This is a genomic window from Acaryochloris marina MBIC11017, from assembly GCF_000018105.1.
Taxonomy (GTDB): Bacteria; Cyanobacteriota; Cyanobacteriia; order Thermosynechococcales; family Thermosynechococcaceae; genus Acaryochloris; species Acaryochloris marina.
On record NC_009925.1, the window covers coordinates 4,489,802 to 4,505,820 of the forward strand.

Annotated in this window: 17 protein-coding genes; 8 read left to right on the top strand and 9 right to left on the bottom strand. The window is 49.0% G+C overall.

The window, feature by feature from the left end; genetic code table 11:
- Window position 1: 1 nt before the first annotated feature.
- Both ilvA and AM1_RS20225 read right to left on the bottom strand, forming a co-directional pair.
- Window positions 2-1,516 (bottom strand): threonine ammonia-lyase, biosynthetic, encoded by a 1,515-nt coding sequence (ilvA, locus tag AM1_RS20220; RefSeq protein WP_012164755.1) that lies wholly within the window; start codon window positions 1,514-1,516, stop codon window positions 2-4.
- Between the two features lie 96 nt (window positions 1,517-1,612).
- A complete protein-coding gene (locus AM1_RS20225) occupies window positions 1,613-2,266 on the bottom strand; it encodes a hypothetical protein (protein WP_012164756.1) in 654 nt (217 codons plus the stop codon).
- A gap of 616 nt (window positions 2,267-2,882) precedes the next feature.
- Between AM1_RS20225 and AM1_RS20230 the strand changes: the two genes are divergently transcribed.
- Genes AM1_RS20230 through AM1_RS20260 form a run of 7 tightly spaced genes read left to right on the top strand, consistent with a single transcriptional unit; the run spans window position 2,883 to window position 7,218 of the window.
- Window positions 2,883-3,596 (top strand): V4R domain-containing protein, encoded by a 714-nt coding sequence (locus AM1_RS20230; RefSeq protein ID WP_010475604.1) that lies wholly within the window; start codon window positions 2,883-2,885, stop codon window positions 3,594-3,596.
- Window positions 3,593-3,946 (top strand): hypothetical protein, encoded by a 354-nt coding sequence (locus AM1_RS20235; protein ID WP_012164757.1) that lies wholly within the window; start codon window positions 3,593-3,595, stop codon window positions 3,944-3,946. The genes AM1_RS20230 and AM1_RS20235 overlap by 4 nt, the downstream gene beginning before the upstream one ends.
- An 8-nt stretch (window positions 3,947-3,954) precedes the next feature.
- The gene (locus AM1_RS20240) at window positions 3,955-4,440 is read left to right on the top strand and encodes a globin family protein (protein WP_012164758.1); all 486 of its coding nucleotides are present in this window, start codon (window positions 3,955-3,957) and stop codon (window positions 4,438-4,440) included.
- Between the two features lie 18 nt (window positions 4,441-4,458).
- Entirely contained in the window at window positions 4,459-5,130 is a 672-nt protein-coding gene (locus AM1_RS20245; protein WP_012164759.1) for a V4R domain-containing protein, read from the top strand.
- 48 nt (window positions 5,131-5,178) lie between these two features.
- Window positions 5,179-5,661 carry a 2Fe-2S iron-sulfur cluster-binding protein gene (locus AM1_RS20250; protein WP_012164760.1) on the top strand — a complete coding sequence of 161 codons (483 nt, stop codon included), beginning with the start codon at window positions 5,179-5,181 and terminating at the stop codon, window positions 5,659-5,661.
- A gap of 27 nt (window positions 5,662-5,688) precedes the next feature.
- A complete protein-coding gene (locus AM1_RS20255) occupies window positions 5,689-6,156 on the top strand; it encodes a globin family protein (protein ID WP_012164761.1) in 468 nt (155 codons plus the stop codon).
- A 45-nt stretch (window positions 6,157-6,201) separates the two neighbouring features.
- A complete protein-coding gene (locus tag AM1_RS20260; protein ID WP_012164762.1) occupies window positions 6,202-7,218 on the top strand; it encodes a tetratricopeptide repeat protein in 1,017 nt (338 codons plus the stop codon).
- Between the two features lie 80 nt (window positions 7,219-7,298).
- On the opposite strand, the gene AM1_RS20265 is transcribed toward AM1_RS20260, so the two are convergent.
- The 5 genes from AM1_RS20265 to AM1_RS20285 form a co-directional block, all read right to left on the bottom strand.
- Window positions 7,299-7,802, bottom strand: coding sequence for a DUF302 domain-containing protein (locus tag AM1_RS20265; RefSeq protein ID WP_012164763.1), 504 nt, complete (start codon window positions 7,800-7,802; stop codon window positions 7,299-7,301).
- 61 nt (window positions 7,803-7,863) lie between these two features.
- Window positions 7,864-8,439 carry a TIGR04376 family protein gene (locus tag AM1_RS20270; protein WP_012164764.1) on the bottom strand — a complete coding sequence of 192 codons (576 nt, stop codon included), beginning with the start codon at window positions 8,437-8,439 and terminating at the stop codon, window positions 7,864-7,866.
- 120 nt (window positions 8,440-8,559) lie between these two features.
- Window positions 8,560-9,699 carry an NAD-dependent epimerase/dehydratase family protein gene (locus AM1_RS20275; protein WP_012164765.1) on the bottom strand — a complete coding sequence of 380 codons (1,140 nt, stop codon included), beginning with the start codon at window positions 9,697-9,699 and terminating at the stop codon, window positions 8,560-8,562.
- A 163-nt stretch (window positions 9,700-9,862) separates the two neighbouring features.
- Window positions 9,863-10,864 carry a glycosyltransferase family protein gene (locus AM1_RS20280; RefSeq protein WP_012164766.1) on the bottom strand — a complete coding sequence of 334 codons (1,002 nt, stop codon included), beginning with the start codon at window positions 10,862-10,864 and terminating at the stop codon, window positions 9,863-9,865.
- A 38-nt stretch (window positions 10,865-10,902) separates the two neighbouring features.
- Window positions 10,903-12,078 (bottom strand): DegT/DnrJ/EryC1/StrS family aminotransferase, encoded by a 1,176-nt coding sequence (locus AM1_RS20285; protein ID WP_012164767.1) that lies wholly within the window; start codon window positions 12,076-12,078, stop codon window positions 10,903-10,905.
- Window positions 12,079-12,300: 222 nt separating this feature from the next.
- On the opposite strand from AM1_RS20285, the gene AM1_RS20290 reads away from it, so the two are divergent.
- Window positions 12,301-12,846: a GNAT family N-acetyltransferase gene (locus AM1_RS20290; protein WP_012164768.1), complete on the top strand. Its 546-nt coding sequence runs from the start codon at window positions 12,301-12,303 to the stop codon at window positions 12,844-12,846.
- A gap of 22 nt (window positions 12,847-12,868) precedes the next feature.
- Here AM1_RS20290 and AM1_RS20295 read toward each other — a convergent pair whose 3' ends face one another.
- Both AM1_RS20295 and AM1_RS20300 read right to left on the bottom strand, forming a co-directional pair.
- Window positions 12,869-13,924 carry a hypothetical protein gene (locus tag AM1_RS20295; protein ID WP_041660041.1) on the bottom strand — a complete coding sequence of 352 codons (1,056 nt, stop codon included), beginning with the start codon at window positions 13,922-13,924 and terminating at the stop codon, window positions 12,869-12,871.
- Window positions 13,893-15,950 carry a recombinase family protein gene (locus AM1_RS20300; RefSeq protein ID WP_315875429.1) on the bottom strand — a complete coding sequence of 686 codons (2,058 nt, stop codon included), beginning with the start codon at window positions 15,948-15,950 and terminating at the stop codon, window positions 13,893-13,895. The genes AM1_RS20295 and AM1_RS20300 overlap by 32 nt, the downstream gene beginning before the upstream one ends.
- Between the last annotated feature and the right edge of the window lie 69 nt (window positions 15,951-16,019).

The window sequence follows — 16,019 nt, forward strand, 5'->3', positions numbered from 1 at the left end:
TTTATCCCAGAAAGAGCTGGTAGGCAGGGTTTTGACTTTCGTCAGAATAGGGATAGCCCAGGGTATCCAAGAAGGATTGCCATTCATTCATTTCGTCAGGAGGGACCTGGGTTCCGACGACGATACGCCCATAATCCGCGCCATTATTTCGGTAGTGAAATAAGCTGATATTCCAATCGGGACTCATACAGCCTAAAAACTTCGTTAGGGCACCTGGCCGTTCCGGAAACTCGAATCGGTAAAGTAATTCATTGCCAGCCATGGGCGATCGGCCCCCCACCATATGTCGCAGGTGCAGCTTCGCTAATTCGTCATCCGTGAGGTCCAAGGTTTTAAACCCTTGTTCTTCCAAGGCTTGGGCAATGTGGGCCGCATCGGCCCGGTTTTGAATTTGTACACCGACAAAAATATGGGCTTCCTGACGATCGGCAATCCGATAATTGAACTCCGTCAAATTATGGTTGCCGAGACAGGCGCAAAACTTACGAAAGCTTCCGCGCTCCTCAGGGATGGTAACGGCAAAGATCGCTTCTCGTCGTTCTCCTAACTCAGCCCGTTCAGCGACAAAGCGAAGCCGATCAAAATTCATATTGGCACCGCAGGCTAAGGCAACTAGGGTTTGGTCCTGGAGTTGCTCCCGCTCAATATAGGCTTTGGCGCCCGCCACTGCCAGAGCCCCCGCTGGCTCCAGAATAGAACGGGTATCTTCAAAGACATCTTTAATGGCCGCGCAGGTATCGTCCGTATTCACGAGGACGATTTCATCGACATATTTCTGGCAGAGGCGAAATGTCTCTTCGCCCACTTCTCGGACCGCCACCCCATCGGCAAATAGCCCAACATGGGAGAGCCGCACCCGCTTGCCCACCTGCAAGGACTGATGCATGGCTGCCGCATCTACGGGTTCGACCCCAATAATCCGAATATCGGGACGCAATCGCTTGATATAGGCCCCAATCCCAGAAATTAAGCCACCCCCTCCAATGGCAATAAAAATGGCATGAATCGGCTTTTGATATTGGCGCAAAATCTCCATGCCAATGGTGCCTTGGCCTGCAATTACATCCGGGTCATCAAAGGGATGGATAAACGTCAGCCCTTTTTCTGTTGAGAGCTGCCGGGCATGGGCATAGGCGTCGTCATAGGTATCTCCGAAAAGGACCACCTGGCCTCCTCGGGCTTTGACGGCATCAACTTTGACTTTGGGCGTGGTCACGGGCATCACAATCAACGCCGTTGTGCCCAATTGGCGAGCCCCTAAAGCGACGCCCTGGGCATGGTTGCCTGCAGAAGCCGCAATCACCCCTTGATGCAGTTGATCCGGGGGCAGCTGAGCCATCTTGTTATAAGCACCCCGCAACTTAAAGGAAAACACTGACTGCATATCTTCTCGCTTGAGGAGAATACGATTGTGCAAACGGTCGGATAGACGGGGGGCCAATTCCAGTGGACTTTCCTGTGCCACATCATAGACCCGTGCTGTCAGGATGCGTTCAAGGTAATCTGGATGACTCACGGGGCTACCGATCTAAAAGCGAAAGATTAACTCTACTGTACGCTTTCTTACAACCGAAATACGAGTCCTATGGTCGAGGTGATAACAAGTATTAGGTTAGAGCTGCCCTAACAACTGGGGCAGATTCACAATCTCAGGAAACTTGGTGATCACTTGAGAGCAGGATTGGACAAACCCTTTGATCCATTTTTGAGCCAGCTCTTTTTGCTGTTCGTCTAGGGCTTGGGCCGGATCGGCTGCATAGGTAACGGGTTGCGATCGCTGAATTTGAAACTGTTCAAACCAGTCGCTTTGAGGGCGGGCGGCCTGTAAATAATTAGTAGTAATCGCTGCACCTAAAAAAGTAGTGCTACTCTCTTGGAGCTGATTCAAAATTTTAAGCAATACATCCACTGTAACCGTAGGTTTAGGCGGACTGGCAGCTGGTGCAGGCTGAGGAGCATTTGCACCTTGATCCGAGGCTGAAGATTCCCCCAAAATTGCAAAGATCCGCTGTTCAACCTCTTTTAATTGGGGCTGAGGGGTAAACGATTGTGCAGTTAACCCTTGGTGATACTGAACGAGGGTCTCTAACTGCCGGACCATCAGATCAATTTCTCCCCCACTATAGAGGCTCTTTAAGACCTGCTCGAGATCCATAAAGGTGGAAAAGTCATCGCCCATATCCTCTACTTGCGATAAATACGGATCTTTCTGCCGATACAGCTTCCGTATGTAGTAATTGGTCATGGGTGAAATCTTGGTGGGCACAATCGAACCTTTACTGCGCAAATAAGGTCAAAGAAGTAGATTATAAGGTGAAGCTCCTTTATTTAGGTTACACATTTTTTCAGATTGATCAGACACTAAAACAACCGCTAGTGAAAGAAAAAAGTGCCTGGAGGTCAAAACTCGAGAAAACGGAATTGTTGGGCTGAACGAAGACGTTCGAATTTATACGAAAATAGAATAAAAGGACTGCAAATCCGTAATTTCACCGATTTAGCCGCATCGATGAATATGTAATCCTAGTAAATATTATTTACAAAAAAATATTTTTTCATTGTTTGCATAACCAGGCTTCTTAGACTTTAAAATGCGGCTCAAAAGTGAATATTCAAATCCAGTGAGTGATGCTTTGCATATACGACTTATGGGTATTCTGCTAAACGTGTGTTTTCCACAGACAAAATCTGCATCATTAAATCTGCCTGATGAGTAGAATCGAACTTTAAAAAGGGGCATTCTTTAGATAGACAAAGTTCTCTGCACGGTTCGCGATTCCAGAGGACACTTGTTGGCTTATCAGTCTTAGGTCCATTTGAGCCTTTGCTAAGTAACGAATGCCCATTCGTCATTGAAATTACATAAAAAAGGGTTAGTCTCAATGGTTTTTACACCAGCTGAAACCGCTACCAGTGTGCCTGTAGGTAATACTGGTCGTTCATTCAAGCAATCGTACCCTCACAAGCTAAATCACTACCGCTTTGAGGATTTCTTTACCTTCAATCATTCAAAAGGCACTATCGATGATTGGCATGAATCTCGCAATATTCTGGCGAGTGAAGATTTTATTGTGGCCCTGATCGAAGGTTTAGAACAGGAAGTCGGTAGTGCTTCAACGGTCGTGATGTATAACATCGGCCAAGAGTGGGGCAAGCAAGATGCGGTCTTTTTCCAAAATTGGTTTGAAGCCCAATTCCAACAATCTCTGCGCAAATGCCGCCCCTCTCTTGCTTTAGAAGCCTGGTGGTGGCCCTTTACTAGCCAAGGCTGGGGAAACTGGGAAGTTGATTTGGATAATCAGCAAAACGGTTTTATGTTTATCAACATTTTCGATTCTGCGGTTGCTCGCACCCTTGGAGATGTCGGCAAGCCCGTCTGCCATATCTATGCAGGTTTATTCGCCGGTTTCTTCTCCCACCTCGTGAATAAAGAACTGAGCTGTATCGAAACCCAATGCTATGCCATGGGAGAAACCTACTGTAAGTTTTTGCTGGGTAAACAAGATCGCATTGATGCCGCCACCTTTTGGCAAAACGAAGGAGCTACAGCCCGAGATATTGAAACTAAGCTGCAGGGTGGAGAATATCTATCGTGAATAGTTGGAAATATCTAACAGTTCGTGAGTTCTTAGAAGGATATAACTGGTCAGGAGAATCCATTCTCCAAGCTGACCCTATCCCTGAGGCAAGTGAGTCTATTGCGTGGCAACGTCAGACGGTCCAGACATTTTTCAGTCAATTCAATTGGACAGGACGCCTGATAGAGAAACCAATGATGGTTGCTACCGCTCCATCCTTCTCTACACGTTTAAATGTGCAGGCATTTTTTCAGCATTTTATCTGGGAGGGGCAACCTAATATTGCAGCGATGCCCAGCATTCCCTCATCATCCCCAATCACCCTTGAGGATGATCTGAATCTAAATGACTTCTCCGATATGTTTTGAGGATTACCATGCAATCGAACTTTGAAGATTATCTGCGGGCCGCAGAAGATCACTACTTACAGACCCCAGAAATGAACGGTTTCAAACAGCAGGTCGATGCTTTGCAAGATCGACTGGCCCTTTATGAAACCTTACGAGATCAAGAACTGATTATTTTTCAGGCCATTGCCGATCAGTTAAACAAGGAGACCTTCTCTAATTCCCAATCTGATCAGGAGAAGGTGTTTACCCACTGGATGTCGGTGTTGCGCTATAGCGCCATGGCCATGCTCACGGATCAACCTCAAACCCTTACCATCCAACTGAGCTGGCTGAAGGATGTGGTTGGTGACAGTGAATTTACTGCCCTCCACCAGAAGATCAGTGAGCTGCTGCACGCGAGTTTGAGTTCTGTCTTATCGGAGAGCCAACTTGCCTCGCTTGAGCCATTTTTAACGGAGGCAAATCGCACTCTGGTCGGCCAAAGCAGCCCCGAATTAGCAATGTTGAGTTAATGACCAGAGGAAATAAATATGATTGCTGTTGAAGAATTAATTGGTCAAAACCACATCCCAGGTAATTTCTTTGCCCCTGAAGTCTATGTGCAAGGAGATACCGAACTAGGGCTAATCGAGAATCGGGAAGGATCTCGCCTCATTGCCCTTCCGGACACCCTACTCAAATCTTTATACAGTAGCTTAGAACATGAGGTCGGTCCTGCTGCCGATTTAGTTCTACTGCAATGTGGTCGTTGGTGGGGCAAGAATTTTTACCGCCGATTTGCATCAGAAGTCAGCGACTACTATGGAAAGCCCTTGGCAGAGATGGAAATGGTGGAATTCCTACAGTCCTTTAAGGAATGCTGGAAAACCTATGGCTGGGGCCTAATCGATTTTGATTTTAGTCACCACCACCAAGGATTTTTGGTGATCACGACCCAGAATTCGGCGTTCGCCCAGGGCCGGGAAACAGGAGATAAGCCGTCTTGCTTCGTCGAAAGGGGGCTCCTGAGTACCTTTTTTAGCCAACTGACTGGCCGAGAGTTAGACGGCGTGCAAACATCCTGTGAGTCAATGCAAGCCGATTGCAATCGCTTTATTCTAGGCCTACCTGAGCGCATGAAAGCAGCTGAAGCTTGGGTCAAAGAAGCTCAGGATCATGACACTATCCTTGCTCGGTTATGTGATAGCCAAGCTACAGGGTAAACCAATGTTGATGCAGTTGATGAGTATTCCACTTTGGAGAAGTAAGCAATGGCCAAAATAGTTAGGTTAGATCCGATTGGTCAAGAAACAAGCGTGCCGACCAACGATAACTTGCTGTCAGCATTGCTTAAGAACGAGTTGAAAGTCCTCCATGAATGTGGCGGACGTGGGATGTGTGCAACCTGCCATATTTTCATTAAGGATGGCATGGAGCATTTATCTCCCATGAGTCGCCGAGAACGGCGGACTTTAGGGGTGATCACGACCTGCAAACTGAATTCTCGCCTCGCTTGTCAAAGCAAAGTCATGGGGGAAGGCGTCGTAGTTGAACTCCCGGCGGGTATGTACCTCAGTGATGTCAGTGACATCGAGAGCTTAATCGGACGTCGAGCGGAAGAGAATATCCTTCATCCTCTGGATGGTCGGGTCTTAGTTGAAGCTGGAAAGCTGATTACCCGGTCCATGATCAGCCAACTGGAAGAAACTCGCAGTGATGTGTCCACTCACTTAGCTAATTCACAACTTGTATAACAACAGATTTTATCTGGGGGAAATAATATGCTGTCACAATTGAAGCGACTGAATATTGAAACAGATGGTCGCTATGCCACTGAGGCAGATCTAGCCTTTTTGAAGTCCTACTTGCAATCCGTGCGCGACCGTATTAGCGCCTATGAAAAGATTAGAGATGCTGAAGATGCAATTACGGATCAAGCAGACGAAGTTTTAATGGCTGCAGATCCCAAGGTTTTTCATAAGGGGTCGCAGGATTATTCCGAAACGTGTCGCCGAGATCGCAGAAACACATTGCGTCATGCCGCAGCAGCCATGCTATTTAACGATTTAGACCGCCTGCGAGATGGCCTCCTACTCTGGCAAAGAACCATTGTACATGCCGTCAAGGATGAGCAGGCCTCTGCCCTGACTTGGCAAGAGATGCCGGGGGTATTGAAAGACCATCTATCCGATGAGGAAGCAGAGTTAATGATGCCTGCGCTCCGCCTCAATCAGGCCTTATTAAATTAATCATTACAGAACCATTATTGAGCGTTTTTAGGGTTTCTAGAAATTATGTCAGCCTCACAAAATACACCCGGGAGTAACAGTAGCTCCCATTGGCTTGATCTTGCTGAATCATTGGCGGTTATTGCCGCCATCAGTGGCTCGGTAGCCGCCATCGTCGTAGAACAAATCGCTGTTGCTTCGATCCCTTTGGCCCTATCTGCCACCCTAGGACTGGCCAATCGTCGACGTCAAATTGGCGCATTCCAAGATCAACAACGGATGGAAATGGCGCATTTGCTCCAACAGAACCAAGCGGATTTCCAAGCTCAGTTAGACCCAATTAAGCAGGCCAGTGAAGGGGTACAGTCTCAAATTGAGCATCTCACCAAGCAGGATACTCAAACCGTACAAACGATTGCCACCCTCAATACTCAGACTGAAAAACTAGAATCAACTATTGCATCCCTGCAAAACAATCACAAGCAAGGGGAAGCAACAGTCATCTCCTTGGGTGAGCAAAGCCAAGCCACTCAAGCCCAGATGGAGGAGTTGGCAACTCAGGTGCAAACCATACAAGCTGCGATTGCAGAACTGCAATCTTCGGCTACAGACCTAGGAAGTCAGGTGGAAGATCAAAAGAGTAGTGCCCAATATCTCGCGGCTCAGACAGAAGGGGTTGAAGAACTGGTTGATATCCTGCGAGAGATTGATGCCCTCACCCAAACCATTTCAGCCCATCCCAACGTGGCCAAGCATTTCTTTGATCGAGGGATGACCCGTAAGCGCCTGCAGCGACTTGAGGATCAGCGCGTAGCCATGGAAGATTTTTCCCAAGCTATCCGCTTAGAGCCCACCTTCGCCCATGCCTACTATGAGCGTGGGTTACTGAAATCTGAATTTGGTCATAAACAGCATGCTGTCGATGATTTGCGCACCGCGGCTAAGTTCTATTTTGATCAAGGGGACTTAACCCAGTACGAGAAGGCCCGAGAGTTGAGTCAAGAGATTCACGACCTAATTGCCGGGTCTCCCTCCCCAGAAGAGGAAACCGAACAGTTCTTGATCGAGAACCTGTTCGGTTAAAGCCAACGCTTTTATCTCTAAACATCCATTGCCCGTAGCGCTGATTTTACTGCTGCGGGCAGTGTGTTGAGCAACCCTCACTACTGAGTTGCTGCCTGAGCAAACTTAGCGAGCGCTTGCTCAATTTTGGTCAACACCGCGTCACAGCCCTCTAACTGGTGACGTTGTGCCAAATATTGAGGGTTGTTATAAAACAGCCAAACTTTGCCTGTTTTATCTTCCCGAATCAGCGCCTTTTGGGGTAAATCAATGGCTGCGGTGGGACTGCATTGCATCAGCGGTGTGCCCACCTTAGGATTACCAAACACCACCACTTCCGTGGGGGGCAGAGATTTGCCGACAGACTGAGCCCCAGCTGCATGATCAATCCGGGTAAAGACCGTCATACCTTTGCTCTTTAACACCGTAACCAGCCGATCTGCAGTGATGGGCACTGAATATTGGCTTTCCACATGAATTAACCCTTGCTCGTCCGCCATTTCAGCCGAATGCTCAGAGTCAGATTCTGCCATGGCTAGATGAGGAACCGCTCCCAACGATAAACAGCAGGTACAGCCCATCAGCAATAACAGTCTCGACAACATATCCCTTCCTCAAAACAGCTTTCTTTTTCAAGCAGTCAATAACTAGTTGCTTTTATTCTTATTAGCGTCCCATATTTCGCTTTAATTCTTCAAATTCGGCATCCCGTTCCCAGTTCTTAAATTGTTCTTCCAAGGGATCCGGATCACTCAGAGAGATCCGCTTATACCAACCTTTCGAGGGATCGGACGGTTGTTTTGATGAGGGATTGGGCTGAGGCTTCCGAGGGGTTTGCTTAATTTTTTCCTTTACCTCCTTTTGACGAATTTGAATTTTTTCTAGCAATGCCTGGGTTTGCTGGAGGCGTGTTTTGGTCACTTCCATTTGTCCCCACTGCTGGTTCCCTTGACTGAGCAATGAGGCTTCTCGTTCTTTGGCGGCAGTGGCTAAGTCCTGGCGTCCGGCTCGCTCCGCTTTCTTCACACGCTCATGCCAGCGCTGAATTTCATTGGCAGTGGCTAAAATAGCGTCTTGTTGGCGTTTTTCTTCCGCTTGTAGATCAGTCAGTAACTTCATCGTTTTGACTTCTTGCTCGCGGATATTATCAGCAAGAACCTGTAACTCCAGGTGTGGATGGGCTCGGAGAAATTCTTCGAGCTGTTTTTCGAGAAAGCGGCTTACATCATCAAACACGTTCATCGTCAAAGCCTCAGTAACATCTGGCTTGAGTCCACTGTTCTGAGTGTGTCATATTTTCTCAGCGGTGGTCAGCTCCCTTCAGCATTCCCTTTTGATGTCTTTCGTCCTGCAGCAACAGGGCTAAACCACGCTTACTAAGGACTGCTCCCGTAACTGCTCGACAATGGACCAATACCAATCCATGTTACTCAACAGAGCATAGGTAATGAATTTGAGGTTATCGGGATGTTCGGTAAATTGAGGACTAAAATCAGTTCCTAAGAGTTTATGGGGGTTGCCCCAGGTATGGACGACATAGTTTTGAATCTCTTCTGGTACTTCAGATTCAACGATGATCGGCTGACAGTCCGAGGGCAACAATGCCTCGATTTGACCAATCATGGTGCGAATGGCAGTGGGTTGCCCTTGGCCAATGTTGTAGACCAAGTCTGAGATGTTATTAATCTGAGGGCGAGGCTTAGGCAACGTTAATAAGTACAGTAAGGCGCGGGACACTTCCGCAGCAAAAATCGTATCGCGGGTCTGTTCTCCGGGGGAAAACTGACCTTGACGTCCCCAAAGTTCAAAGGGGGTCTGCTCTAAGCTATGCCACAAAATCTGCGTATATAGATTGCCAAACTTGCCCTTATGCTGCTCTGTTACGCCATAGATAGAGAAAAATCGGCAGATTTGAACCGCTAAGTCGTTGCATAGGGCTTGCTGGATGGCCATATCTTCCATCATCAGCTTGGCGGCTTCATAGAGGGAGGCAGGCCACACGCGCTGATCCTCAAGGGACGGGCGTTTTTTGCACAGACTGCTAGTGGAGGCAAAAATCAAGCGGATATTTTCAGCAACACACCATTCCAGAACCGTTTTCCAGCTATCGACTTCATCTAAGACCTCTTCCAGGGTATGGAAGTGGGGCACACTAGAGCGCCCTCCCACAAAAATGACCATATCTGGCTGGGTGCCGGGATTAAGAGCATAGTCTTTGTGGCAGCGGGTATCCACTTGGTCTCTCAGAATAGCTGGTAAATTTTCCCGCCTACCCAGGCGTAAATCATCGTTGATGGTCAGGTGATCCAAGGGATAGCCAAATTCATAGAGCTTGGTCACCAGGTGGGAACCCACCTGACCGCAGCCTCCCATAACGCAAATGCGTTGAGACTGCAGCGCTTGAATCGCTAGTCGATGGGGATCATTAAGGGTTTTGTTGACATACCAATCTTGAATATCCTGAGCATTCAGATCAAAGCGGTCTAGGGGAAACGGTGACATGGGAGAACAGGGGTTGCTCTTGGCACTATACAGAGAATTTTGGCTTTATGGCGTTTTGGGCTGTGTTCTGGAGTGTACCCTACGCAAGGTTGTCAATTCGCGTTTAATCTGATGAATTGCACAAAACGCTACGTTCCGTTATACATTCCCTGGAACAGTAATGCTAGGTGTCAAGATGAGCTGTAAATTCAGCTAGTTTCTGCTGCCAGAACTGGGTCGGTTTTCCTTCTGGAAAATATTGGCTGATATAGTCATAGCCATTTTGTGCCAGGGTATTTCTTAAGGTTTCATTTTCTAGCTGGAAAAGACACTGTACTACTTCTTCAGGGGTCTCTCCCGTCAGGGCTGTTTTGCCCTGTTCCATACAAAAATTAGCCCCTCGTGCCGTTTTGCCGACCACAACTATTCCCGCTGCCATGGCCTCTTGAGGCGGTAAGGCGCATCCTTCAAAATTGGCCGAGGCCAGGAAGGCTTGAGGACGACGGAACTGCTGCCCTAGGGCCTGTAGGGAAATCCCATCAATCAATTCAAATCGCCAAAAACTTCCGCCTTTTTGCTGATAAAGGGTTTGGGTGTCTAGGATAAAGTCTTTTCCTTTGCGGGGAAAGGCAAACAACAATCCCTGTTCTCGCTGGGCTTGGGGGATAAAGGGAAACAGTTCTGTATCCACAATATTGGGGACGATTTCTGCCGGTTTACCTGGGTAGGTCTGGGCGCAAACCCCCTGCATCAAGTCTGAGTCGGTCCAGAGGAGAACGCGATCACTACGGTAGTCGAAATCGGTCTTGGTTTGGAGCGGGGATTGTTCATAGGCGATCGCAACCCCATCTACATCCTTAATCAACTGGGTGGCATAATCGGGCACCAGGCAAATATCCTCGGGCTGTCGATCTTGCCAGGCGATAAAGGGCAATGGGCGCTTCACCCCAAACACATCTCCATAATTATCTTGACCACTCATGGTCGCTAGCACAGCATCCGCACCACATTGGCGGGCCACCCAACAATGACGCATGATATTCAGGGTGCCGCCATAGACTTCCGTTACATATAACCATCGCCGGAGAGACCAATTGGCTGACGTGGGTTTGCGGGACAGGGTCGTCTCTAGCTTTTCCCAGAACCACCCTTGCTTTAAATCTGGAATTAAAAAGACGATGCGCATGACGGATAAAATGCCGTAAAAGAGCAGAATCAGGTCAGTTAGGCCGCGATTGCCGAGGTATCTAAACTTTGGTGGACTGCCGCCACAACATCCTCAACATCTAGGTCGTTCAATTTAGCGGACAAGGGAATGCTAACGGTTTGTTGGCCAATGCGGGTGGCATGGGGATAGTCCTGAGGTTGCCAGCCAAACCGGTGTTGATAGTAGGGATGCTCTGGCAGGCTTAAATAGTGAACGCCAGTACCAATATGTTGGCGATGCATGGCAACCAGGAACTGGTCACGACTAATCCCCGTTTGGCTTTCATCAATGAGGAGGGTATAGAGGTGATACCCATGCACCGTGTTTGGGGCTGGGGGGGTGGGCAGGGTGAGGGGCAGATCGGCCAGCGCCTGATTGTACTGCTGCCAGATCTGCTGCCGTCTATTCCAATAGGGGGTGACCCGTTGGAGCTGGTGAATCCCGATGGCAGCCTGAATATCCATCATGTTGTACTTAAACCCTGCTTCTACCACTTGGTAATGGTTATAGCCATCATCACTAAAGCGCTTCCACGCATCTTGGCTCATGCCGTGGAGAGCCAACACTTTAATCCGATCTGTATCTTCCTGGGTTTGGGTGAGAATCATGCCCCCCTCCCCCGTCGTAATGTTCTTGGTGACGTAGAAGCTAAAGCAGCCAAAGTTGCTAAAGGTTCCGGCTTTGCGTCCTTGATATTCTGTCTCAATGGCATGGGCGCAGTCTTCGATTAGCACCAAGCTATATTGCTCTGCTAAAGCACAAAGGGCATCCATCTCGCAGGGACGACCGGCAAAATGGACGGGAATAATGGCTTTGGTGCGATCGGTAATTTTGGCTTCGACCTGAGCTGGATCGATATTCATGGTCTCCGGATCGACATCCGCCAAGACTGGGACACCCCCTGCATGGATGATGGCATTGGCCGTGGCACAGAAAGTTAACGGCGTAGTGATCACCTCATCGCCGGGATTGAGACCCGCTGCCAACAGGCTTAGGTGTAAAGCAGCAGTACAGGAATTGACTGCGATCGCATGTTGGCTACCTTTATAGGTGCAAAAATCCTGTTCAAACCGCATCACTTTCGGGCCAGTCCCCAACCAGCCCGTTCGCATGCTAGCCATGACTTCTTGCATTTCCGCTTCTTCAATAGCGGGAGAACCAAATACCAAAAATTGGTCTTTTGAACGGGGCATGCATCTCACTCTCTTAGAGGATTTAGGTTAGTCTCGCGGCAACGAAATCATCAAAGAATTGTGTTGAAGGATCAACAGTATTCTCCATACTGTAATATTCCCCATTGCAGTACAGCAGCCTGCAGTTTGTATCACGAATCAAACTCAAAATATGGCATAGGATCGTCTTGCATCGGGAATTCTAGGAAAAGACAGACTTTTCTCTAACCCACCTATTAATTGATGAATCTCAATATTCGATTGGCCTGCACGGAAGAAATGGAGCAGGTCCTCGATATCCAGCAACAAGCGATTAGGATGCTATGCAGTAAAGATTACAACCCCCATCAAGTGGATGCGATTGTCAGATCTCAGCATAAATGGCGTGGGGGCTACGAGCGCATTTATGTGGCAGAGAAGGATCAAACACTGGTTGGATTTATTGCCATTAGCCTCTGCAAAACGAGTATTGCGGGAATCTATGTCCATCCAGATCACATTCGCCAAGGGATTGCCACACAACTACTCCAGTTTTTTGAACATCTCGCCATTGAGAAAAAGCGCCATCGAATCTGGGTTATCTCTTCACTAACCGCTGTGGCTCTCTATCAAAGCCAAGGATATGTCGGAGTTGGCAAAACCAAGATTAACGCTTTAGGGATTTCAATTCCCTGCTTGGTCATGGAAAAATTCACGAGTGTCCCCCCACCTCAATATCCATTGGGAATTCATCCTGTAGTGTTGTGGGGCCTACTCTGTATTTGTTTTATTCTTCTGTTTTTCCGATAAGCGGTTGTCCCATCAACTGACCTTATGGCCTGTCACGCCATACCTTCGGGTCGTAAGCTTCTGGGGACAAGCGAAACCGCCCCTTAACGTTGACAAAGGCCGGTAGCTGCTTCATCGCAAAATAAGTCATTGGGGCTGGCAAATTGGGAGAGCTATCCTTACTGGCCCTCGGTTGGGTCGAAGAATGGCCATAGACCATATACGGATTCCCCTCCTGGCCAAAGACTTGCTCTGGAGGTTGCCACTGCTGTTGGGAATAAGGACGACGATACTCAAAAGTATAGATGTCTGGATTCCATATCTGTTCCAGGGTCTGATGATCGATCAAGCGATAGGGGACATCATCCCCCGCCCCTGCTTTTTCAAAATAAAGCTGCTGATCCACCGCTAGGGCAACATGATCTAAATAGGTGTGGTTGCCATGCTGGTGGTACACCAACACAATATCTCCCGTTTGGGGATTGGCCTGTATCTTCATGGATCTTTGCCACAAGGTGTGCAGCATGGGGTGACTATCAGTCACAAACAGGGTGGGGGCAGGTGGATTATCTTGCTTGGCCAGCCGCAGGATTTCGTAGAGGGTGCCCCAACAGTTGGCAGCAAGCTTAGTAGTGGTCGATCGACGCTGAGATGGGCCAGCGGACATTGGCGAAGCAGTAACCTCTTGCTCGTGAAAGCGGTGTCGGTTCCATGCCTGCATGATCGGCGGCATAAAATCCATCAGCGTGTAGTTGCGATCTCGATCGTAATGCGCCAAATTGCGCCGATTATGCCAAGTCCCATAGGTGGTCACCAACCGTTGCCATTGTCGGTAAGTTAAACGACCAAACTCAAACCCCAGAGCCGCTTCCCATACGGGCAGCTTGGCATTAGCATCGCGATACAGATGGCAGGTATGGGGAATCTCCTCTGCTCCAGCTAAGCGCATGGAACAGGACTCTACGGAAGTCACAGGTATCTTGCGAAACTCACTTTTTGCGGGTTCTACCCAACCAACGCAGCCAAGGGCAAGAGCCAGGCTTAGCTGGGCCGAAGACCGGAGTCCTTTAGACTGTAACAACGTCAGGATTGGCTTCATCTACCTGTTCCCTCTGAGCTTGTGAGTCATTATCCACTAGAGGTGTGGACGCATCAACCAAAGGTAACAATGGCCCCACCTGTTCTTGTCCACTCACGGATAAATCACTGTGGCAGAGAAACACCTTTTCCGTTACTCGGTTCAATAAATCGAGTAACAGTCGCCGCAACTGAGCCTGGTCATTATTCATTTCTTCCTCAACCGTCAAGGGTTCCCCCGACCAATTCCGCAAGCAAAACGGTGCGCCCCAGAGAATCACGGCTCCACCACCATGCCAGAGGGCCGAACCCGCATCTAACCAGAAATGCCAGCGGTGGACCTGACGAGCCATCCGATACTGAAACGTCGTCGCCAGCATCACTGCTCGTCGGGGTTGACCATTCGGATTAACTGGAAAGGGATTGGCCGTTAACGTGCCTTGCCGTAGAAGCTGAATAAACTGACCGACGGTTTCTGGCAAAGGCGGGTGGCGGGTCTGGGTTTGCCGTAACCGCTCATCCACCTGCCAATAATGCTGGGCCGTCTCCATCAGTTCCCGCAACACCGAAAGCTGATCATAACTCAGAGCATGGGGGGCCAGAAATTCCTGGATAGCCCGATCCAAGATAAACACAGGGTTTAAGGTGAGATAGGGCTGTTGCGCCGTTGAGCCTTTTTGCTGTTGTTCCAGCCAGCTCAGCAGGTTGTCATAGGCAGTGGTGGCCTGATGGCCCAAACGATCCCACCGGGGAAAAGTCTGAACCGGCAGCAGTTTGGGGTGTTCGGGATGGGGTTGAAAGCAATAATCCGCAAGTAATCCTGCTCGCACAGGGTCGATCATGCCCGCCGCATTGGCTAAGGAGGGAGTGCGCTGATGGGTGAGAACAACGAACATCTCCGCGATTTGTTCTGCATCGACAAGACGGCCTAAGCCAGGATAGACGAGGGTTAAAAGGGTCAATAAGGCCCGGATGATGGCAGAACTATTCAGGGGACGTTGATCTTTAAGGGATTCAACGGGAATCCCCTTAGCCGTCAAAATTTCGATCAGGGTATAGCGGGCAATTGTATCGAGACCAGGGCCAATCACAGCAATCTCTTCGGGCTGCGCCTGCCCAGACTCAATCGCCTCAATAATGTGATCGGCCGTTTGACGTAAAAGCTGAGCGCGGGAACTGGTCTGCAAACAAGTCAACGGCTCCGGTAGCTCAAACGTTTCTCCACTGACAAAGGCGACGATATTATGGCCGATGACCGCCCCTAAGGAAAGCGTAAAATCCTGACATAAAGATTCCAATTGGCAGACTAGCTTGAGCCCAGCTAAGTAATCAGGATCGGCCCCCAACCCCAGGCGGATCGCACCATCAGGATTAAAACTAAAGACACCTATTGATCCATGATTGAGCCATACCTCAAATAAATCCCGAGTGATGGCAGGATAGCTATCCACATCATCTGCAAACACCCCTTGATATCGCTGTAACAAATGGCCTTGGTAGGCTGGATCAGGCAACAAATAGCGCCAATACAGGGCTGTCAGAATGCCATAGGTAAGCAGGCCATGCTGTAAACACCAGTCCCGCCAATCCATCAGCATTTGGGCAATGGTTTCCGTTAGAGCTCGGTCACAGTTCAGTTCCCCTAAGCCATCCTCCAAACGACGAGGTAAGTCTTCTAAGGCGATACCGCCAAAAGCGGCAAGCTGAAGGACATCTAAAATCCGCCGTACCCACCGATCCGGGGACATATTTTCCAGGTCTTGCAGTTCTTCCCAGGGGGCAGCCTGCCAAAATTGGGCAGCTAACTCTTGTTCTGTTTCTGGGCGGAGACGGAGGGGGAATTGGGCCTGGAGGCCCAGGGCTTTGAGCACCAGGGGCCAAAACAGCATGACTTCATTTTCGAAGAAGCCCAGAGGGGTAGTGGATTGGACGATGATTTTGCCTGTTGTTGCTTGTGCAATCTCTGGCATCAAGACCTGGCGATTATCAGCATTCACCGCAAAAACCAGGGCTGTTTTTACTGCAAGTTGAGGGGGCTCTCCTCCCATTGCAGAAGGCTGATTTGACCAGTCCACTAGATGCTGAATCAACGCAGTGGTTTTACCGCTACGCACTGG